General features: G+C 74.4%; 17 protein-coding genes. 10 read left to right on the top strand and 7 right to left on the bottom strand.

Translation table 11 applies throughout. From position 1 onward, the window contains the following. Nucleotides 1-11: 11 nt before the first annotated feature. Both AB0Q96_RS01100 and AB0Q96_RS01095 read left to right on the top strand, forming a co-directional pair. On the top strand, nt 12-533 hold the full coding sequence (locus AB0Q96_RS01100; protein ID WP_073785247.1) for a SigE family RNA polymerase sigma factor: 522 nt from the start codon (nt 12-14) through the stop codon (nt 531-533). After that, the gene (locus tag AB0Q96_RS01095) at nt 530-1,108 is read left to right on the top strand and encodes a PASTA domain-containing protein (protein WP_365320919.1); all 579 of its coding nucleotides are present in this window, start codon (nt 530-532) and stop codon (nt 1,106-1,108) included. Before AB0Q96_RS01100 ends, AB0Q96_RS01095 begins: the two co-directional genes overlap by 4 nt. 522 nt (nt 1,109-1,630) lie before the next feature. On the opposite strand, the gene AB0Q96_RS01090 is transcribed toward AB0Q96_RS01095, so the two are convergent. Continuing rightward, on the bottom strand, nt 1,631-2,281 hold the full coding sequence (locus AB0Q96_RS01090; RefSeq protein ID WP_365320918.1) for a hypothetical protein: 651 nt from the start codon (nt 2,279-2,281) through the stop codon (nt 1,631-1,633). Between the two features lie 139 nt (nt 2,282-2,420). Between AB0Q96_RS01090 and AB0Q96_RS01085 the strand changes: the two genes are divergently transcribed. After that, nucleotides 2,421-2,993 carry a dihydrofolate reductase family protein gene (locus AB0Q96_RS01085; RefSeq protein ID WP_365320917.1) on the top strand — a complete coding sequence of 191 codons (573 nt, stop codon included), beginning with the start codon at nt 2,421-2,423 and terminating at the stop codon, nt 2,991-2,993. A 21-nt stretch (nt 2,994-3,014) separates the two neighbouring features. On the opposite strand, the gene AB0Q96_RS01080 is transcribed toward AB0Q96_RS01085, so the two are convergent. After that, nucleotides 3,015-3,653: a DUF3995 domain-containing protein gene (locus AB0Q96_RS01080; protein ID WP_365320916.1), complete on the bottom strand. Its 639-nt coding sequence runs from the start codon at nt 3,651-3,653 to the stop codon at nt 3,015-3,017. A 168-nt stretch (nt 3,654-3,821) separates the two neighbouring features. On the opposite strand from AB0Q96_RS01080, the gene AB0Q96_RS01075 reads away from it, so the two are divergent. Next, nucleotides 3,822-4,385, top strand: coding sequence for a GNAT family N-acetyltransferase (locus AB0Q96_RS01075; protein ID WP_365320915.1), 564 nt, complete (start codon nt 3,822-3,824; stop codon nt 4,383-4,385). 98 nt (nt 4,386-4,483) lie between these two features. On the opposite strand, the gene AB0Q96_RS01070 is transcribed toward AB0Q96_RS01075, so the two are convergent. Then, on the bottom strand, nt 4,484-5,254 hold the full coding sequence (locus tag AB0Q96_RS01070) for an MBL fold metallo-hydrolase (RefSeq protein WP_365320914.1): 771 nt from the start codon (nt 5,252-5,254) through the stop codon (nt 4,484-4,486). Nucleotides 5,255-5,342: 88 nt separating this feature from the next. Between AB0Q96_RS01070 and AB0Q96_RS01065 the strand changes: the two genes are divergently transcribed. The 5 genes from AB0Q96_RS01065 to AB0Q96_RS01045 all read left to right on the top strand — a co-directional run bounded on the left by AB0Q96_RS01065 (nt 5,343) and on the right by AB0Q96_RS01045 (nt 9,212). Next, nucleotides 5,343-6,209, top strand: a complete 867-nt coding sequence (locus AB0Q96_RS01065; RefSeq protein ID WP_365320913.1) for a pirin family protein — start codon at nt 5,343-5,345, stop codon at nt 6,207-6,209. Between the two features lie 20 nt (nt 6,210-6,229). After that, complete coding sequence (locus AB0Q96_RS01060; protein ID WP_365320912.1) at nt 6,230-7,360, top strand: MFS transporter; 1,131 nt, start codon at nt 6,230-6,232, stop codon at nt 7,358-7,360. Nucleotides 7,361-7,491: 131 nt separating this feature from the next. Continuing rightward, the gene (locus AB0Q96_RS01055) at nt 7,492-8,196 is read left to right on the top strand and encodes a TetR/AcrR family transcriptional regulator (protein ID WP_365320911.1); all 705 of its coding nucleotides are present in this window, start codon (nt 7,492-7,494) and stop codon (nt 8,194-8,196) included. Between the two features lie 158 nt (nt 8,197-8,354). After that, nucleotides 8,355-8,855, top strand: coding sequence for a thiol peroxidase (tpx, locus tag AB0Q96_RS01050; RefSeq protein WP_365320910.1), 501 nt, complete (start codon nt 8,355-8,357; stop codon nt 8,853-8,855). 84 nt (nt 8,856-8,939) lie between these two features. Continuing rightward, nucleotides 8,940-9,212 carry a hypothetical protein gene (locus tag AB0Q96_RS01045; protein ID WP_365320909.1) on the top strand — a complete coding sequence of 91 codons (273 nt, stop codon included), beginning with the start codon at nt 8,940-8,942 and terminating at the stop codon, nt 9,210-9,212. Here the strand turns inward: AB0Q96_RS01045 and AB0Q96_RS01040 are convergent. Beyond that, nucleotides 9,163-9,696, bottom strand: coding sequence for a hypothetical protein (locus AB0Q96_RS01040; RefSeq protein ID WP_365320908.1), 534 nt, complete (start codon nt 9,694-9,696; stop codon nt 9,163-9,165). The genes AB0Q96_RS01045 and AB0Q96_RS01040 overlap by 50 nt on opposite strands. Before the next feature lie 106 nt (nt 9,697-9,802). Between AB0Q96_RS01040 and AB0Q96_RS01035 the strand changes: the two genes are divergently transcribed. Next, nucleotides 9,803-11,191 (top strand): FAD-binding oxidoreductase, encoded by a 1,389-nt coding sequence (locus AB0Q96_RS01035; RefSeq protein ID WP_365320907.1) that lies wholly within the window; start codon nt 9,803-9,805, stop codon nt 11,189-11,191. 40 nt (nt 11,192-11,231) lie between these two features. On the opposite strand, the gene AB0Q96_RS01030 is transcribed toward AB0Q96_RS01035, so the two are convergent. From AB0Q96_RS01030 to AB0Q96_RS01020, 3 genes are read right to left on the bottom strand one after another with little or no spacing between them, the layout of a single operon-like run. Continuing rightward, a complete protein-coding gene (locus AB0Q96_RS01030; RefSeq protein ID WP_365320906.1) occupies nt 11,232-11,891 on the bottom strand; it encodes a contact-dependent growth inhibition system immunity protein in 660 nt (219 codons plus the stop codon). 16 nt (nt 11,892-11,907) lie between these two features. Beyond that, entirely contained in the window at nt 11,908-12,207 is a 300-nt protein-coding gene (locus AB0Q96_RS01025) for an RNase A-like domain-containing protein (RefSeq protein WP_365320905.1), read from the bottom strand. Then, nucleotides 12,201-12,950 (bottom strand): hypothetical protein, encoded by a 750-nt coding sequence (locus AB0Q96_RS01020; protein WP_365320904.1) that lies wholly within the window; start codon nt 12,948-12,950, stop codon nt 12,201-12,203. The genes AB0Q96_RS01025 and AB0Q96_RS01020 overlap by 7 nt, the downstream gene beginning before the upstream one ends.

The raw sequence follows: 12,950 nt of genomic DNA, 5'->3' as shown, positions 1-12,950 counted from the left end.
GCGGTCCGGGCATCGGATTCACGGAGTTCGTCGCACAGCGGTCGGGAGCGTTGTTCCGCACCGCGTATGCGCTGACCGGTGACGTGCACGTGGCCGAGGATCTGGTGCAGGAGACGCTGGAGCGGGCGTGCCGACAGTGGCGGAAGGTCGCGGTGGCGGACTCGCCGGAGGCGTACGTGCGCAAAGTGCTGGTCAACCTGGCCAACGACCGCTGGCGGCGGCTGTCGCGCCGGGGCGAGCGCCCCGGGCTGTCGGGGGTGCCCGAGACGGCCGACCCCCGGGACCGGTTCGGGCAGGTGGATCTGCGCGCGGAACTGATCGAGGCACTGCTCGGGCTGCCGATGGGCATGCGCAGCGTGGTGGTCCTGTACTACCTGCACGATCTGGACGCCCGGCAGGTCGCCGACGTCCTGGACATCTCTTCGAGTGCGGTGAGGTCCCAGCTCGCCCGCGGCCTGGCCAAGCTGCGCGATTCCGTATCGGGCGCCCAGGCGCCGCACACGCCGTCGGCCGCTTTCGGAGGTACGAAGTGAGGAACACGTCGTCCGGACCGGCCCCGTTCGAGCCGGGCTTCGAAGCCGAGCTGCGTGCCGCGGTGGCCTCCTTCGCCGACGGGCCGACGGCGCCGGTCGTCGACGCGGCCGCGATCGAGCGAGCCGTCAGCCGCAGCCGCCCCCGCCGGGCGCTCCTCGGCACCGCTGCGGCGTGCTGCGTGCTGGCGTGCGCCACGGTGGGGTTCTTCGCGCTGAAGCCCGTGTCGCCCGCGCCCGGCGCCTCCCCGTCCCTGTCCCCACCGGCGAACGGGGCGTGCCCCCCGCTCGCCACCGGCACCCCCAAGAGCGGAAGCGCCGATGCGACTCCGACACAGGAGCAGGAGCAGACCGCGGGAGCGGGCATCGCGCTGCCGGACCTGGCCGGCATGCCGGTCGAACAGGCCGGAAGCCTGCTGCGCGGACTCGGACTGAGCTGCACGATCATGCGGCACACGGACTGGAACGCTCCCGCCGGGCAGGTGATCAGCAGTCAGCCCCGGGGCGGCGCAGAACCGGTGGCACCGGGCTCGTCCGTCCTCCTGCTGGTCTCGACGGGCAAACCCGGCGGAACCTGAGCGACCGGGCCCTTCGGCCCGCGCACCGGCCGAGTGACCCAGGGGCCGGTGCCGGGCAGTCCGTCGACCGCGGCGCACCGGCTGGACGCCCGCCCCTCCGGGCCGCTGCTGGACTTTTCCGAGGGGCGCGTGCGGGGAGGGGAGTGGGGGGAGGGCTCCTGCCGGTGGGGCGCAGGGCCGTGGCGTCGGCGGAGCATGCGCGCACAGACGCTCCGCCCGTGCGCGCGCCGACCGCCGACGCCCCGTCCCGGCCGCGCCATGGCCTCGTCACGGTCCAGCGACAACGGCACCGCCATGACCGGGCGGGAGCGACTGAGGGGAGAGTGCAGGATGGCACAGCGTCCACTCCGGCGACGGGGACCAGTCCCGCGCTTCTGATCGGCGTGGAGGAACTGGCGACCGCGCACGACCGCAGCGAGTCACGGACGACGCCGGCCATCTGCGAGAGCTGGTCGCCGCCCTCGCCCGCGAGGTCGAAGCCCGGATCGTCTCGGAATACCGGCGGCTCCTCCTGGAGCGCCGTCAGCGGGCCTGAAGCTCCTCGGCCACTCGCTCCGCCGTCTCCCGGGCGGCCCTCAGCCGAGGGTCTTCCGGGTCGGCGTACGGGCCGAGGATCTTCGCGGCCACGAAGAGCGTCCAGTTGAAGTCCGCGTGGGCCGGGCACCACTCCCCGAGGGCCGTGTCGACGCCCGGGAAGACGCCGTGGATCGTCGCGGTGACGAGTTCCCGCGTGAGGGACTCGGTGTCCGGGCTCGCGATCCTGTGGGTGCGCTGCGCGGCCAGGGCGTCCAGCGAGCCGTTCATCGCGGCCCACCAAGCCTCCGGCAGGCGCGGGTCCTTCGTGATCACGGCGGTGCCCACCGGCGCACCCGGGAGCAGCTCCGTCTCGTCCGCCCGCCACACCACCGGCTCGGTGTCGTCCCGCCACGCCACCCCGGCCAGCCAGGCCGGCTTGGCGATCCCGGACAGGGCCGCCGCCGACGCGGTACCGTCCCCGCCCTGGACTCCGATCCGGTCGAGCCCCCGCCGCTCGATCCGCACCCACGTGCCACGGCCCGTACGAGCTCCGACCGACCGACGCTTGCGCACCGCACTCCCGCGGTCCACGTCGGTGCCCAACGACCGCTCGACCCGGTCCAGCAGGGCGTCCACCGGCTCGTGGCGCAGATCCACCGGTTCACCGAACGCAGCGTCATACTCCCGAACGTACCGGGCGCGCCGCCACCGATGAGTTCTCACGGGAACTCCGGTCATAGATCATGGCTGGCGCGCCCGCGCACCGGTGACAAGGAACAAGACCGAAGGAACTCCCATGCGCACTCTCATCACCACCGCCTTCATCTCCCTCGACGGCGTCGTCGAGGCGCCCGGCGGTGAGCCCGGGTACCGGAACTCCGGCTGGACGTTCAAGCACACGGAGTTCCTGCCCGAGGCGTTCGAGATCAAGGGCCGGGAGCAGCAGGAGGCTTCGGCGATGCTGCTGGGGCGGACCAGCTACGAGGCGTTCAGCGGGGTGTGGCCGGACATGGCGGACTTCGCCGACTACAAGGAGATGCCGAAGTACGTCGTGTCGACGACGCTCACCGACGGCGACCTGGTGTCGAACTGGGGCGAGACGACGATCCTGCGCACCCTCGACGAGGTCGCCGCGCTGAAGGAGACCGAGGGCGGACCGATCATCGTGCACGGCAGCGCCTCCCTGAACCAGGCCCTGTCGGACGCGGGCCTGATCGACCGCTACCACCTCCTCGTCTTCCCGCTGCTGCTGGGCGCGGGCAAGCGCCTGTTCAGCACCACGGACAAGGACGTGCAGAAGCTCAAGCTGGTCGAGCACGAGGCGTACGCCAACGGGCTGCAGAAGCAGGTCTTCGACGTGGTGCGCTGACGCGGCGGGGGGAGGGGGAGGTCAGCCGATCCCCGTGACCGTCGACAGCAGGGACAGGAGCGCCGCGCCCGACGCTCCCAGCGCGGCCGGGCGGCGGGTCCCGGCGCGCGGGTCGAGTCGGCGGACGTACCGGAGGGTCGCGGCGGCGAAGGCCAGTCCGCCGGCGACGAACCACGGGCCCCACAGGAAGAGGTACCAGCGCGTCAGCCCGGCCAGGTCGGGCGGGACGGTGCGGGCGCCGGTCTCGACCAGCGTCCCGTGGACGACGAAGGCGGCGCCGTGCCAGCCGAGCAGCACCGCCGCCCCGGCTCCGGAGAGGGCCAGGAGACGCCCGGTCCACCGGCCGCGGCGCCGGGTCAGACCGATGCCGACGACGGCGCCGAGGATCTTGAGGAGACCGGTCAGCCAGAGCACGGCCACGAACCAGGCCACCCGGTCCTCGGCCAGCTTCACCAGGGACGGCGCCACGGTCGTCCGCGCGCCGAACGAGGAGCCCGTCGCCCAGACGAGGCTCGGCACGGCGAACAGGAGCCCCCACCCCGCGGCGGCGAGTCCCGGCCACCCGCCCGGCCGTCCGCCCGCCCGTCCGCTGGTCCGGGAAAGGGGTGCCCGGCTCGGGGCGCCGGGCCCCCGGCCGTCCGTCGAGATCCTGTTCGCCATGGCTCCATGCTGGGCGGACCCCGGCACGGGGACCTCGTGCGCGCGGACGATCCGCCTCCGCCGCGCGGCGGAGCGAGCGGAGCCGGGCGCGACGGCGGGCGGGACGGCGGGCGCGACCGCGGCGAAATCACGTTGCCCGCACGGCCCTTCGCGTACGAGCCTCGGCGTATGGAACTCCCGCAGCCCGCAGGCACCCTCGCGTCCACGTACGTCCCCGCCGACCTGATCCGCATCGACGACGACCTCGTCCTGCGGCCCTTCGACCCCGAGGCCGACCTCGACACCTGGGTGCGGGTCATCGACGAGTCGCTGGAGCACCTGCGGCCCTGGATGCCGTGGGCGGCGGAGCACTCGCGGGCGCACACGGCCGAGTTCCTGGCCGCGCGGGCGGACCTGTGGGAGGCGGGTGAGCAGTTCTCGTACGTGGTGGCCGCGGACGGGGCGCTCGTCGGGACCTGCGGGCTGTTCCGGCACGAGGACACTCCCGAGGGCGCGTACGAGATCGGGTACTGGCTGCATCCCGCCGCCACCGGGCGCGGGATCGCCACCCGGGCCGCGGCGGCCATGGTCCAGGTGGGCTTCCGGCTCGCCGGCATCGGCGAGCTGCGGATCGTGCACGACGCCGCCAACCACGCCAGCGGCGCCGTCGCCGCCCGCCTCGGCTTCACCGAACTCGGGCCGGACGCCGACGGGCTGCGGACCTGGCGGCTCGCGCGCACGGCCCGTCCATAGACCCCTGCCGGCTGATCCCGCCGGCTCCGCTCACGGAGGGCCGGACCGCGCTCGCGGTCCGGCCCTTCGGCGTTCCCGGGGCCCGGGGCCCGGTGCCGTCACGCCAGTCGCTCCGCCGCCCCCGGCTTCAGCCAGCGCAGCGTCCCCGCGAGCCGGGGGTCGGCGGCGAAGGCGGCGGTGATGGCGGCCGGGTCCTCGGCGAGGTGGTCCCAGGAGTCGAAGTGGAGGGGGACGACCGTGCGGGCGCCGAGGGTGCGGGCGTAGGCCGCGCCCTCGGCTGCGCTGAGCGAGAAGGCGCGGGCGCCGGTGGACGGGAAGTGGGCGTCGCCGAAGTGGAGGAAGGCGGTGTCGAGGCGCAAGCGTGCGCCGATCGCGTCGAGCGCGTCGTGGCGGACGGTGTCGCCGGAGAGGTAGAGGGCGCCGCCGTCGTATTCGACGACGAAGCCGGTGACCGGGCCGGTGGCCTGCTCGGTGCCCTCCGGGCCGTGCCGGGCGGGCGTGGCGGTGATCCGTACGGAGGTGCCGCCGGCGGCGAGCTCGCGGCTCTCCCAGGGCGCGAGCCCCTCCGTCCGGCCGCCGAGGCGCGCGGCGCCCTCCGGGGTGGTGAGGGTGCGGGCGGCGCGGGCGAGGACCTCGCGGCCGGTGCGGTCGAGGTTGTCGGCGTGCTGGTCGTGGGAGAGCAGCACCAGGTCGACGGGCGGCAGCCGGTCGGCGGTGAGGGCGGGGCCGGCGGTGCGGTGGAGCGGGCGGGCGGCGGGGTAGTCGGCGGGCGCCGGGTCGAAGGCCGGATCGGTCAGGACGGTGAGGCCGCCGATGCGGAGGAGGACGGTGGCGGTGCCGATGTAGGTGGCGGTGACCGGTGTCGTCATGAGCCACAAGCTAAACCGATCGGTTCATTTCTTCAAACCAAACGGTTCAGTCTTGACAGTGAACTGAATGGTGTAGTTCATTCTTGGCATGGCCCCCACCGAGCGCACCGTCACCCGCATCGCCCGCCCCTTCCACACCTACGAGGGCGCCGGCTTCCCCGTACGCCGCCCCTTCCCCACCGCCGAACTCCCCTTCGTCGACCCCTTCCTGATGGTCGATCAGGTCGGCCCTGTCGACCTCGCCCCCGGCGAGGCCAAGGGCGCTCCCCCGCACCCCCACCGCGGCTTCGAGACGATCCAGTACGTCCTCGACGGCGACATCGCCAACGCCGACTCGCGCGGCCACCGCGCCGTCGTCCGGGGCGGCGGGGTGCAGTGGCTCACCGCGGGCTCCGGGATCGTCCACGAGGCGCTGCCCACCGAGGAGTTCCTCGCCGCGGGCGGGCGGCAGCACATGCTCCAGATCTGGGTGAACCTCCCGGCCCGCCTCAAGTCGCTGCCGCCCCGCAGCCAGAACGCCGAGGCCGCCGACCTGCCGCCCGTCACCACCCCCGACGGCGCCGAACTCACCGTCCTCGCCGGCACCAGCCACGGCGTGACCGGACCCTTCGGGACGCACACCCCCGTCCTCGTCGTCCACGCGCGCCTCGCGGCGGGCGGGCGCGCCGAGTTCACCGCACCCGCCGGACACAACGCGATGGTGTACGTGCTGACCGGCACCGCCACCGTCGCCGGCGAGACCGTCGCCGACGGCCACCTCGCGCTCCTCGACCGGGACGGCGAGCATGTCACCGTCGAGGCCCCCGGCGCGGCGGCCGAGGTCCTGGTCCTCGCGGGCGAGCCGATCGGCGAGCCCGTCGCCCGCAGCGGCCCCTTCGTGATGAACACGGCCGCCGAACTCCGGCAGGCGGAGAAGGACTTCGCGAACGGGCTGATGGGGCGGATGCCGGTATGACGACACGGACGAGGACCACTGTGACGACCAGCGGGGGCGGCGGCACTGCCCCGGCCGCTGCCGCCACCCCCGGCCGCACCCCCCGCCGCGCCCTCCGGCGCCCGCTCCGGCGCCCGTTCCGGGGCGCCCTCCTCCCCGCCCTGTTCGTCGCACCCGCCTCGATGGGCGTGTCGGGGCCGAGCCTCGTCCTCCCCGACGCCGCGCGGGAGCTCGGGGTCTCCGCCGGGCCGGCGGCCTGGCTGATGACCGTGTTCGGCGTCGGCATGGCGGTGGGCACGCCCCTGCTCTCCGCCACTGCGGGACGGCGCGGCCCCGCCGGGATCGTCCGGGCCGCCGGGGTGCTCCTCGCCCTGGGCGCGGGCCTCGTGCTCCTCGCCGGGTCGCTGCCGCTCGCCGTGGCCGGGCGGGCGGTCGAGGCCGTGGGGGCCGCCGGGGTCACGGTCGCCGCCTTCCAGCTCGCGGGCCGGGACGGTACGGGCCGTACGTCGGGGATCGTCGCCATCGGCAGCGCCTTCGGCGGCACGCTCGGCCTCTTCGCGGGCGCGGCGGTGGCCCGGGCGGCGGGCTGGCAGGCGGCGCTCGTCCTGCCGCTGCTGAGCCTCCTCGTCCTCCTCCCGGTCCTGCGGTCGGCCGGCCCCGCGACCCCCCGCACCGGCACGGCGCCCGCCGGCGGGCGCCTCCTCGGCCTCCTCCGCGCCCCGGGCTTCCGGCCCGCCGCCGGGCTGATGCTGGCGCTGTCCACGGTCAACTTCGCTCTGCTGTACGGCGCCCCGCACCGCTTCTCCGCGCTGACCGGCTGGAGCCCCGTCCAGACCGGCGCGGTCGCCGCGCTCGCCGCCCTGACCGGGGCGCTGCTCTCCTGGCTCCTGATCCGCCTCGCGCCCCGGCTCGGAACGCGCAGGACCGGGACGCTGCTGGCCGCCGGTTCGGCGACGGCCCTGCTGCTCGCGGCCCTCGCCCCGTGGCCGCCGGCGGTCCTGCTCGGCTCCGCCCTGAGCGCCCTCGCGACGGCGGGCGGCCAGGGCGTCCTGACCGGCGCCGCGACCCGGGGACTCGGCGAGGAGCGGCGGGGCCCGGGGATCGGCCTGTTCAACCTGGCGTTCCTGGCGGGCGTGGCGATCGGCCCGGCCCTGGCGGCGACGGCGGCCTGAGCCGCGCACGGCGCACCGCGCACCGCGCCCCCGCCGAGCGGCCGCCCGCCGGAACCGAACGGTTCAGTTCACGCCCTTCCTATACTGGCGGCGACCCCCCGCCCCGCCACGTCACCCCGCGAAGGACCCGCATGGGCGCCACGAACCCGGCCGATCCGACCGACCCGGCCACCGCACTCCACGCCGTGCTCGACGCGTACGGCATCCCGGTCCTCCCCGACCCCGCCTCCGCCGCCGCCCGCAAGCGCCGGGCGATCATCGACGCCGCGCTGACGGAGTTCCTGGCCGAGGGGTACTCGGCGGCGTCCATGGACGCGATCACCCAGCGGTCCGGCGTCTCCAAGGCGACCATCTACAAGCACTTCGGCAGCAAGGAACGTCTGTTCCTCGCCGTCATCGGCGGCGTGCTGCCCCGGACGTACGCCGACGTGGAGCCCGCCGGTGCCGGTCTGGCCGACGCCCCCGACCTGCGCGCCGCGCTCGTCCGGCTCACGACCGACTGGGCCCGTACGCTGCTGCGCCCCGACATCATGGCGCTGCGGCGCCTGGTGATCGGCGAGATCGACCGCTTCCCGCAGCTCGGCCAGCTCTGGTACCGGGTCACGTACGACATGTACAACGGCCCGCTGATCGAGGCGGTCACCGCGCTGCACGCCCGCGGGGCCCTGCACGCGCCCGACCCGGACCTCGCCGTGCAGCAGCTCGTGGCGACGACGGTCGGCGTGCCCCAGCTCGTCCACACCTTCGCGCCGGACACCGAGGTCGACGAGGCCGAACTGACCCGGCAGATCACGGCGGGCGTGGACCTCTTCCTGGCCGGATACGCGCGCCCCTGACGCGGCCCCGGAGCCGTCCCCGGAGCCGTCCCCGGAGCCGTCTCCGGAACAGACGGGCGAGCCTCGTACGTTCCATTCAGCGAGATGCGGATTCCACGCGCAGTACGATCGGGACCGTCGTCCGCATCACCCGCTTAACCCGTCGAAGGAGATCAGGCATGGCGCAGGTCACGCTCAAGGGCAACCCCGTACAGGTCAACGGCGACCTGCCCGCCGTGGGCGGCGACGCCCCGCAGTTCAACCTGGTCGGCGAGGGCCTCGCGGACCGTTCGCTCAAGGACTTCGCCGGTCAGCGCAAGGTCCTCAACATCTTCCCGAGCGTCGACACCCCGACCTGCGCGAGCTCGGTGCGCCAGTTCAACAGCGTGGCGGCCGGCCTCGACAACACCGTGGTGCTCTGCATCTCCGCGGACCTCCCCTTCGCCCAGGCCCGCTTCTGCGGCGCCGAGGGCCTGGAGAACGTCAAGAACCTCTCCACCCTCCGCGGCCGCGAGTTCCACACCAACTACGGCGTGGACCTCGCCGACGGCCCGCTGGCCGGCCTGACCGCCCGCGCCGTCGTCGTCCTCGACGAGAACGACAAGGTCCTCCACGTGGAGCTCGTCAACGAGATCGCCGAGGAGCCGAACTACGACGCGGCCCTCGCCGCCCTGAAGTAGACAGGGTCCCCACCCGGGTCCACCCGTGTACGGGGGCCGTCGCGACACACGTCGTGGCGGCCCCCGTACTCGTACGATCGGACCATGGGATGCCAGGAAAGCAACGGACGCACCGGCAGCAGCTCGTTCCTCTCGCTCTGGTCGAAGGGCTCGTTCCTGTCGATCGGGTCGGTCGGGTCCTTCATGTCCATCGGGTCCGTCGGATCGGCCTTCTCGATCGGCTCGGTCGGCTCGTTCCTCAGCGTCGGCTCGCTGCTGTCCGACCGCTCGCGGTGGTCCGTGATGGCCTCGCGGTCCGTCGCGGCGGTCATGCGCTCCCGCAGCCGGCGACCGGGGTCACCGACGTCACGGAGCTGAGCGGCACGTCGACCGGACTGCCCCGCACGATCAGGGTCAACGCGCCGCCGCCCCGGCCGAGTTCACCGCACAGGCTGCCGCTGGAGGTGCCCACCTCCACCTCGACCGCCGCCGGGGCGGCCGGGCCCGTCGCCGCGTCCGGGGCCGGCCACCAGGAGCTCGTGGCGGCGACCGCGGTCAGCAGGACCGTCGCGAAGGTCAGGACCAGGCCGATGCGCAGGCGGCGGGCGGCGCGGGCCGGGTCGTCGGGGCCCGCCGTGTGCGGCCAGGCCGTGCGGCCCACGAGATAGACCGCGAGGACGGCGAGCAGCAGGGCGAGCAGGACCAGGACGCCCGCGACCGCCTCCACGCCCCGGGGCGCCGGGGACCCGGAGCCGCCGCCGGCCTTCAGCGCCCCGCACACCCCCACGAAGCCGAGGGCCGCCAGCTGGAGCGTCAGCCAGCCGCGGGCGGAGGTCCGGACGGCTTCCTCGCTGTCGGTCATGGCGCAAGGATGCCGAGACGGCGGCCCGGGAGGCGGGCTGCCACGCCGAGGGGGAGACTGAAGGGGTAGCACGGCCGGCCGACAGGGGTGCCCTGAAGGAGTGGTCATGGGCGGTACGGCTGTGGAGACCCTGCGCGAGGCGTTGCGCGGCGAGGTGACCGGCCCGCAGGACCCCGGATACGACGAGGCCCGCGCGATCTACAACGCGATGATCGACCGACGTCCCGCCGTGATCGCCCGGTGCGCGGACGTGACGGACGTACGGGCGGTGGTCCGGTACGCCCGCGAGAGCGGCATGGACCTGGCGGTACGCGGCGGCGGCCACAGCGGCGGCGGCCTGTGCGTGGCCGACGGTTCGCTGGTGCTCGACCTGTCGGCGATGCGCTGGGTACGGGTGGATCCCGAGGCCCGGACCGCCCGGGTCGGCGGCGGCAGTCAGCTCGGCGACCTGGACCACGAGGGGCACGGCTTCGGGCTCGGCGTCCCGGCCGGGATCATGTCGACGACCGGCGTCGGCGGGTTGACCCTCGGCGGCGGGCACGGGCACCTGACCCGGGCGTACGGGCTGACGATCGACAGCCTCCTCGCGGCCGACGTGGTCCTGGCGGACGGCTCGTTCGTGACGGCGTCGGCCGACGAACACCCCGACCTGTACTGGGCGTTGCGCGGCGGCGGCGGAAACTTCGGGACGGTCACCTCCTTCACGTACGGGCTGCACCCGGTGGACACCGTGGGCCTCGCGGTCACGCTGTGGGAGCCGGAGCACATCGGGGCGGTGCTGCGCTGGTACCGGGAGTTCCTGCCGGCCGCGCCCGAGACGCTGAACGGCTTCTTCGCGATCCTGACGGTGGCGCCCGGGCCGCCGTTCCCGGAGGAGATCCACGGGAAGAAGATGTGCGGCGTGGTGTGGTGCTCCACGGGCCCGCAGGACGAGGAGGGACTGACCCGGACCTTCGCCGGGGTCGCCGAAGCGGCCCCGCCCGCCTTCCACTTCGCGACCCCGATCCCGTACCCGGCCCTCCAGGCCATGTTCGACGACCTGATCCCGAAGGGCCTCCAGTGGTACTGGCGCGGCGACTTCTTCGACCGCGTCACCGACGGCGCGATCGACGTGCACCGCACCTTCCTGGAGAACCTCCCGACCGAGCTCTCCACCATGCACATGTACCCGGTCGACGGCGCCGCCCACCGGCCCGACCCCATGGACACGGCCTGGGCCTACCGCGACGCGGTCTGGTCCGGCGTGATCGGCGGCATCAGCGCGGACCCCGCCGACGCGGACCGCATCCGCGACTGGGCCGTCGGCTACTGGGAGGCGCTGCACCCGCACTCGATGGGCGGCGCGTACGTCAACTTCCTCGGCGCCGACGAACCCGACGCGCGCGTCCGGGCCACGTACCGCGGACACTACGACCGGCTGGCCGAGGTGAAGCGGACGTACGACCCGGACAACGTGTTCCACCACACGCAGAACGTCGCACCGGCGGCGGGGTGAGGGAGGCCGGGCGGGAGGACGGGCGGGAGGACGGGCACGGCTAGGCGCCGCGCAGGACCTCCTCGGCGATGATCCCCAGCCAGGCGCCGTGGGTGTACGGGACGGGCGGGTCGATCTCCAGACCCAGCAGGGACAGCCCGTACGCGTAGTCGGCCTCGTCCAGCCTCAGGGCCAGCAGCTCGTACACCTCCCCGCACAGCCGGGCCGCCAGCGCCCGGTCCGTGACCTCCAGGTAGTCCCGCAGGGCCTCCTCGTGGTCCGCGAACTCCACGCCGTGGTCCTGCGAGAACCAGCCGCCCAGCAACTGCCCGAGCTCGGGGAACCGGGCCTGCCACTCCCAGCGGGTCTCCGGCGCCCCGGGCGGCGGCATGTCGCCCTCCGCAAGGCAGCGCCGCAGATGCCCGGCGACGGTCAGCAGCCAGGTCTGGATCTCGGCCCCGGCGAGCCCCGGGTCGGGCAGCGGGTACACCTCGCCCAGCCGCAGCAGCAGCGGCCCCGGAGGATTCCGGGCGTACTCGCGCAGCTGGCTCTCGGCGATCCCGACCGCCCACGGCCTGCTGTGCCAGGTGTGGCGCAGGTACGCGGTCAGCGCGACGCTCGGCTTCTCCTCGGTGTCGTCGGCCCGCTGGCCGGCGTACGCGCGGAGCACCTGGTCCATCTCCCCGTACCGGGGGTCGTGCTGGAGCGGGGTCAGCGGCATGGGAGGCGGTCTCCTGTCACGGGTGGATCGGGAAGGTGGCGTGCACGGTGAACCCGAGCGGATGCTCCGGGTCGCGCTTCAGGATCACGCGGGCGGCCCGCACGTCCACCGGCCCGTGACCGGCCAGCATCTCCCCCTGGAGCAGCACCTGCCCGACCGGCTCGGGACGGGACGGCCAGTACGCCTCGACGGTGAGCCGGGCGCGGTCCGAACGGGTCAGCCAGCGGTGCACGGACTGCTCGTTCTGCGTGACGACGGCCTGGGTGGCCCAGTGCGCGGTCTCCCGGTCCGGGTAGGCGGCGGAACGTGTCAGCACGGGGAGTGCCCCTCTCGGCCGGAGATCCAGGAGCACGGCCCGTGCTCCTGGCGCAGATGGGTGGTCAGGACCTCGGAGATCAGCGCCAGCCAGGCGGACCAGGACGTGTGGGAGCCGGAGCCGAGACCGAGCTCGTCGGCGAAGAAGCGGCGGAGGGTGACGTCGTCCTGGAAGAGGGCGAGGGCTTCGGCGCATTCGGCGACGACGGGGGGCAGGCGCCAGGCGCAGGTCCCGCGTTTGTGCCAGTAGGCGACGTACAGGCCGATGCCGTCCTCGTCGGACAGGTCCTCGTCCTCCAGGGCCACGCCGTCCTGGCCGAAGTACAGGTCGAGCATGCCGGTCAGCTGCGGGAACCGCTGGGCCAGCTCCCAGGCGGTCGGCACGGCGGCGGCGAGCTTCGGGTTCATGGCGGCCTGCCACGTGTCCACGTACGCGGCGATGTCCCTGAGCGCCTGCGGTTCCCCGGCGGGGCCGGACCGGGCGGCCAGCTCCCAGAGATCGTCCGGGACCCGCGGGGCACCGGCCGCGCCCGCGGCGACGGCCGCCGCCAGCGCCCGTACCTCCTCCGCCGCCTCGTACACCGTCACGCCGCCGCGCTCCGACCGGTCGTACAGGACCCGCAGCGGAGCCTGGAGGGCGGCCTCCCGCGCGGCCGGATCGCCGGGGATGCCGGCGCCGGCGCGGGAGAGGAACGGCGCGAGGAGGGTGCGCGCGGCCGCGTAGCGGAAGTGGACCTGGTGCAC

It is taken from the genome of Streptomyces sp. NPDC093111 (assembly GCF_040683955.1).
Classification (GTDB): Bacteria; Actinomycetota; Actinomycetes; order Streptomycetales; family Streptomycetaceae; genus Streptomyces.
Note: the sequence above shows the minus strand (reverse complement) of the source record. Positions and strands in the feature narration are given on the sequence as shown.

Coding starts and splice junctions, on each gene's coding strand:
- AB0Q96_RS01075 (WP_365320915.1), top strand. CDS start 3,822: ATGGAACTCCCGCAGCCCGCAGGCACCCTCGCGTCCACGTACGTCCCC.
- AB0Q96_RS01030 (WP_365320906.1), bottom strand. CDS start 11,891: ATGCCGCTGACCCCGCTCCAGCACGACCCCCGGTACGGGGAGATGGAC.
- AB0Q96_RS01055 (WP_365320911.1), top strand. CDS start 7,492: ATGGGCGCCACGAACCCGGCCGATCCGACCGACCCGGCCACCGCACTC.
- AB0Q96_RS01065 (WP_365320913.1), top strand. CDS start 5,343: ATGGCCCCCACCGAGCGCACCGTCACCCGCATCGCCCGCCCCTTCCAC.
- tpx (WP_365320910.1), top strand. CDS start 8,355: ATGGCGCAGGTCACGCTCAAGGGCAACCCCGTACAGGTCAACGGCGAC.
- AB0Q96_RS01085 (WP_365320917.1), top strand. CDS start 2,421: ATGCGCACTCTCATCACCACCGCCTTCATCTCCCTCGACGGCGTCGTC.
- AB0Q96_RS01045 (WP_365320909.1), top strand. CDS start 8,940: ATGGGATGCCAGGAAAGCAACGGACGCACCGGCAGCAGCTCGTTCCTC.
- AB0Q96_RS01035 (WP_365320907.1), top strand. CDS start 9,803: ATGGGCGGTACGGCTGTGGAGACCCTGCGCGAGGCGTTGCGCGGCGAG.
- AB0Q96_RS01080 (WP_365320916.1), bottom strand. CDS start 3,653: ATGGCGAACAGGATCTCGACGGACGGCCGGGGGCCCGGCGCCCCGAGC.
- AB0Q96_RS01040 (WP_365320908.1), bottom strand. CDS start 9,696: ATGACCGACAGCGAGGAAGCCGTCCGGACCTCCGCCCGCGGCTGGCTG.
- AB0Q96_RS01070 (WP_365320914.1), bottom strand. CDS start 5,254: ATGACGACACCGGTCACCGCCACCTACATCGGCACCGCCACCGTCCTC.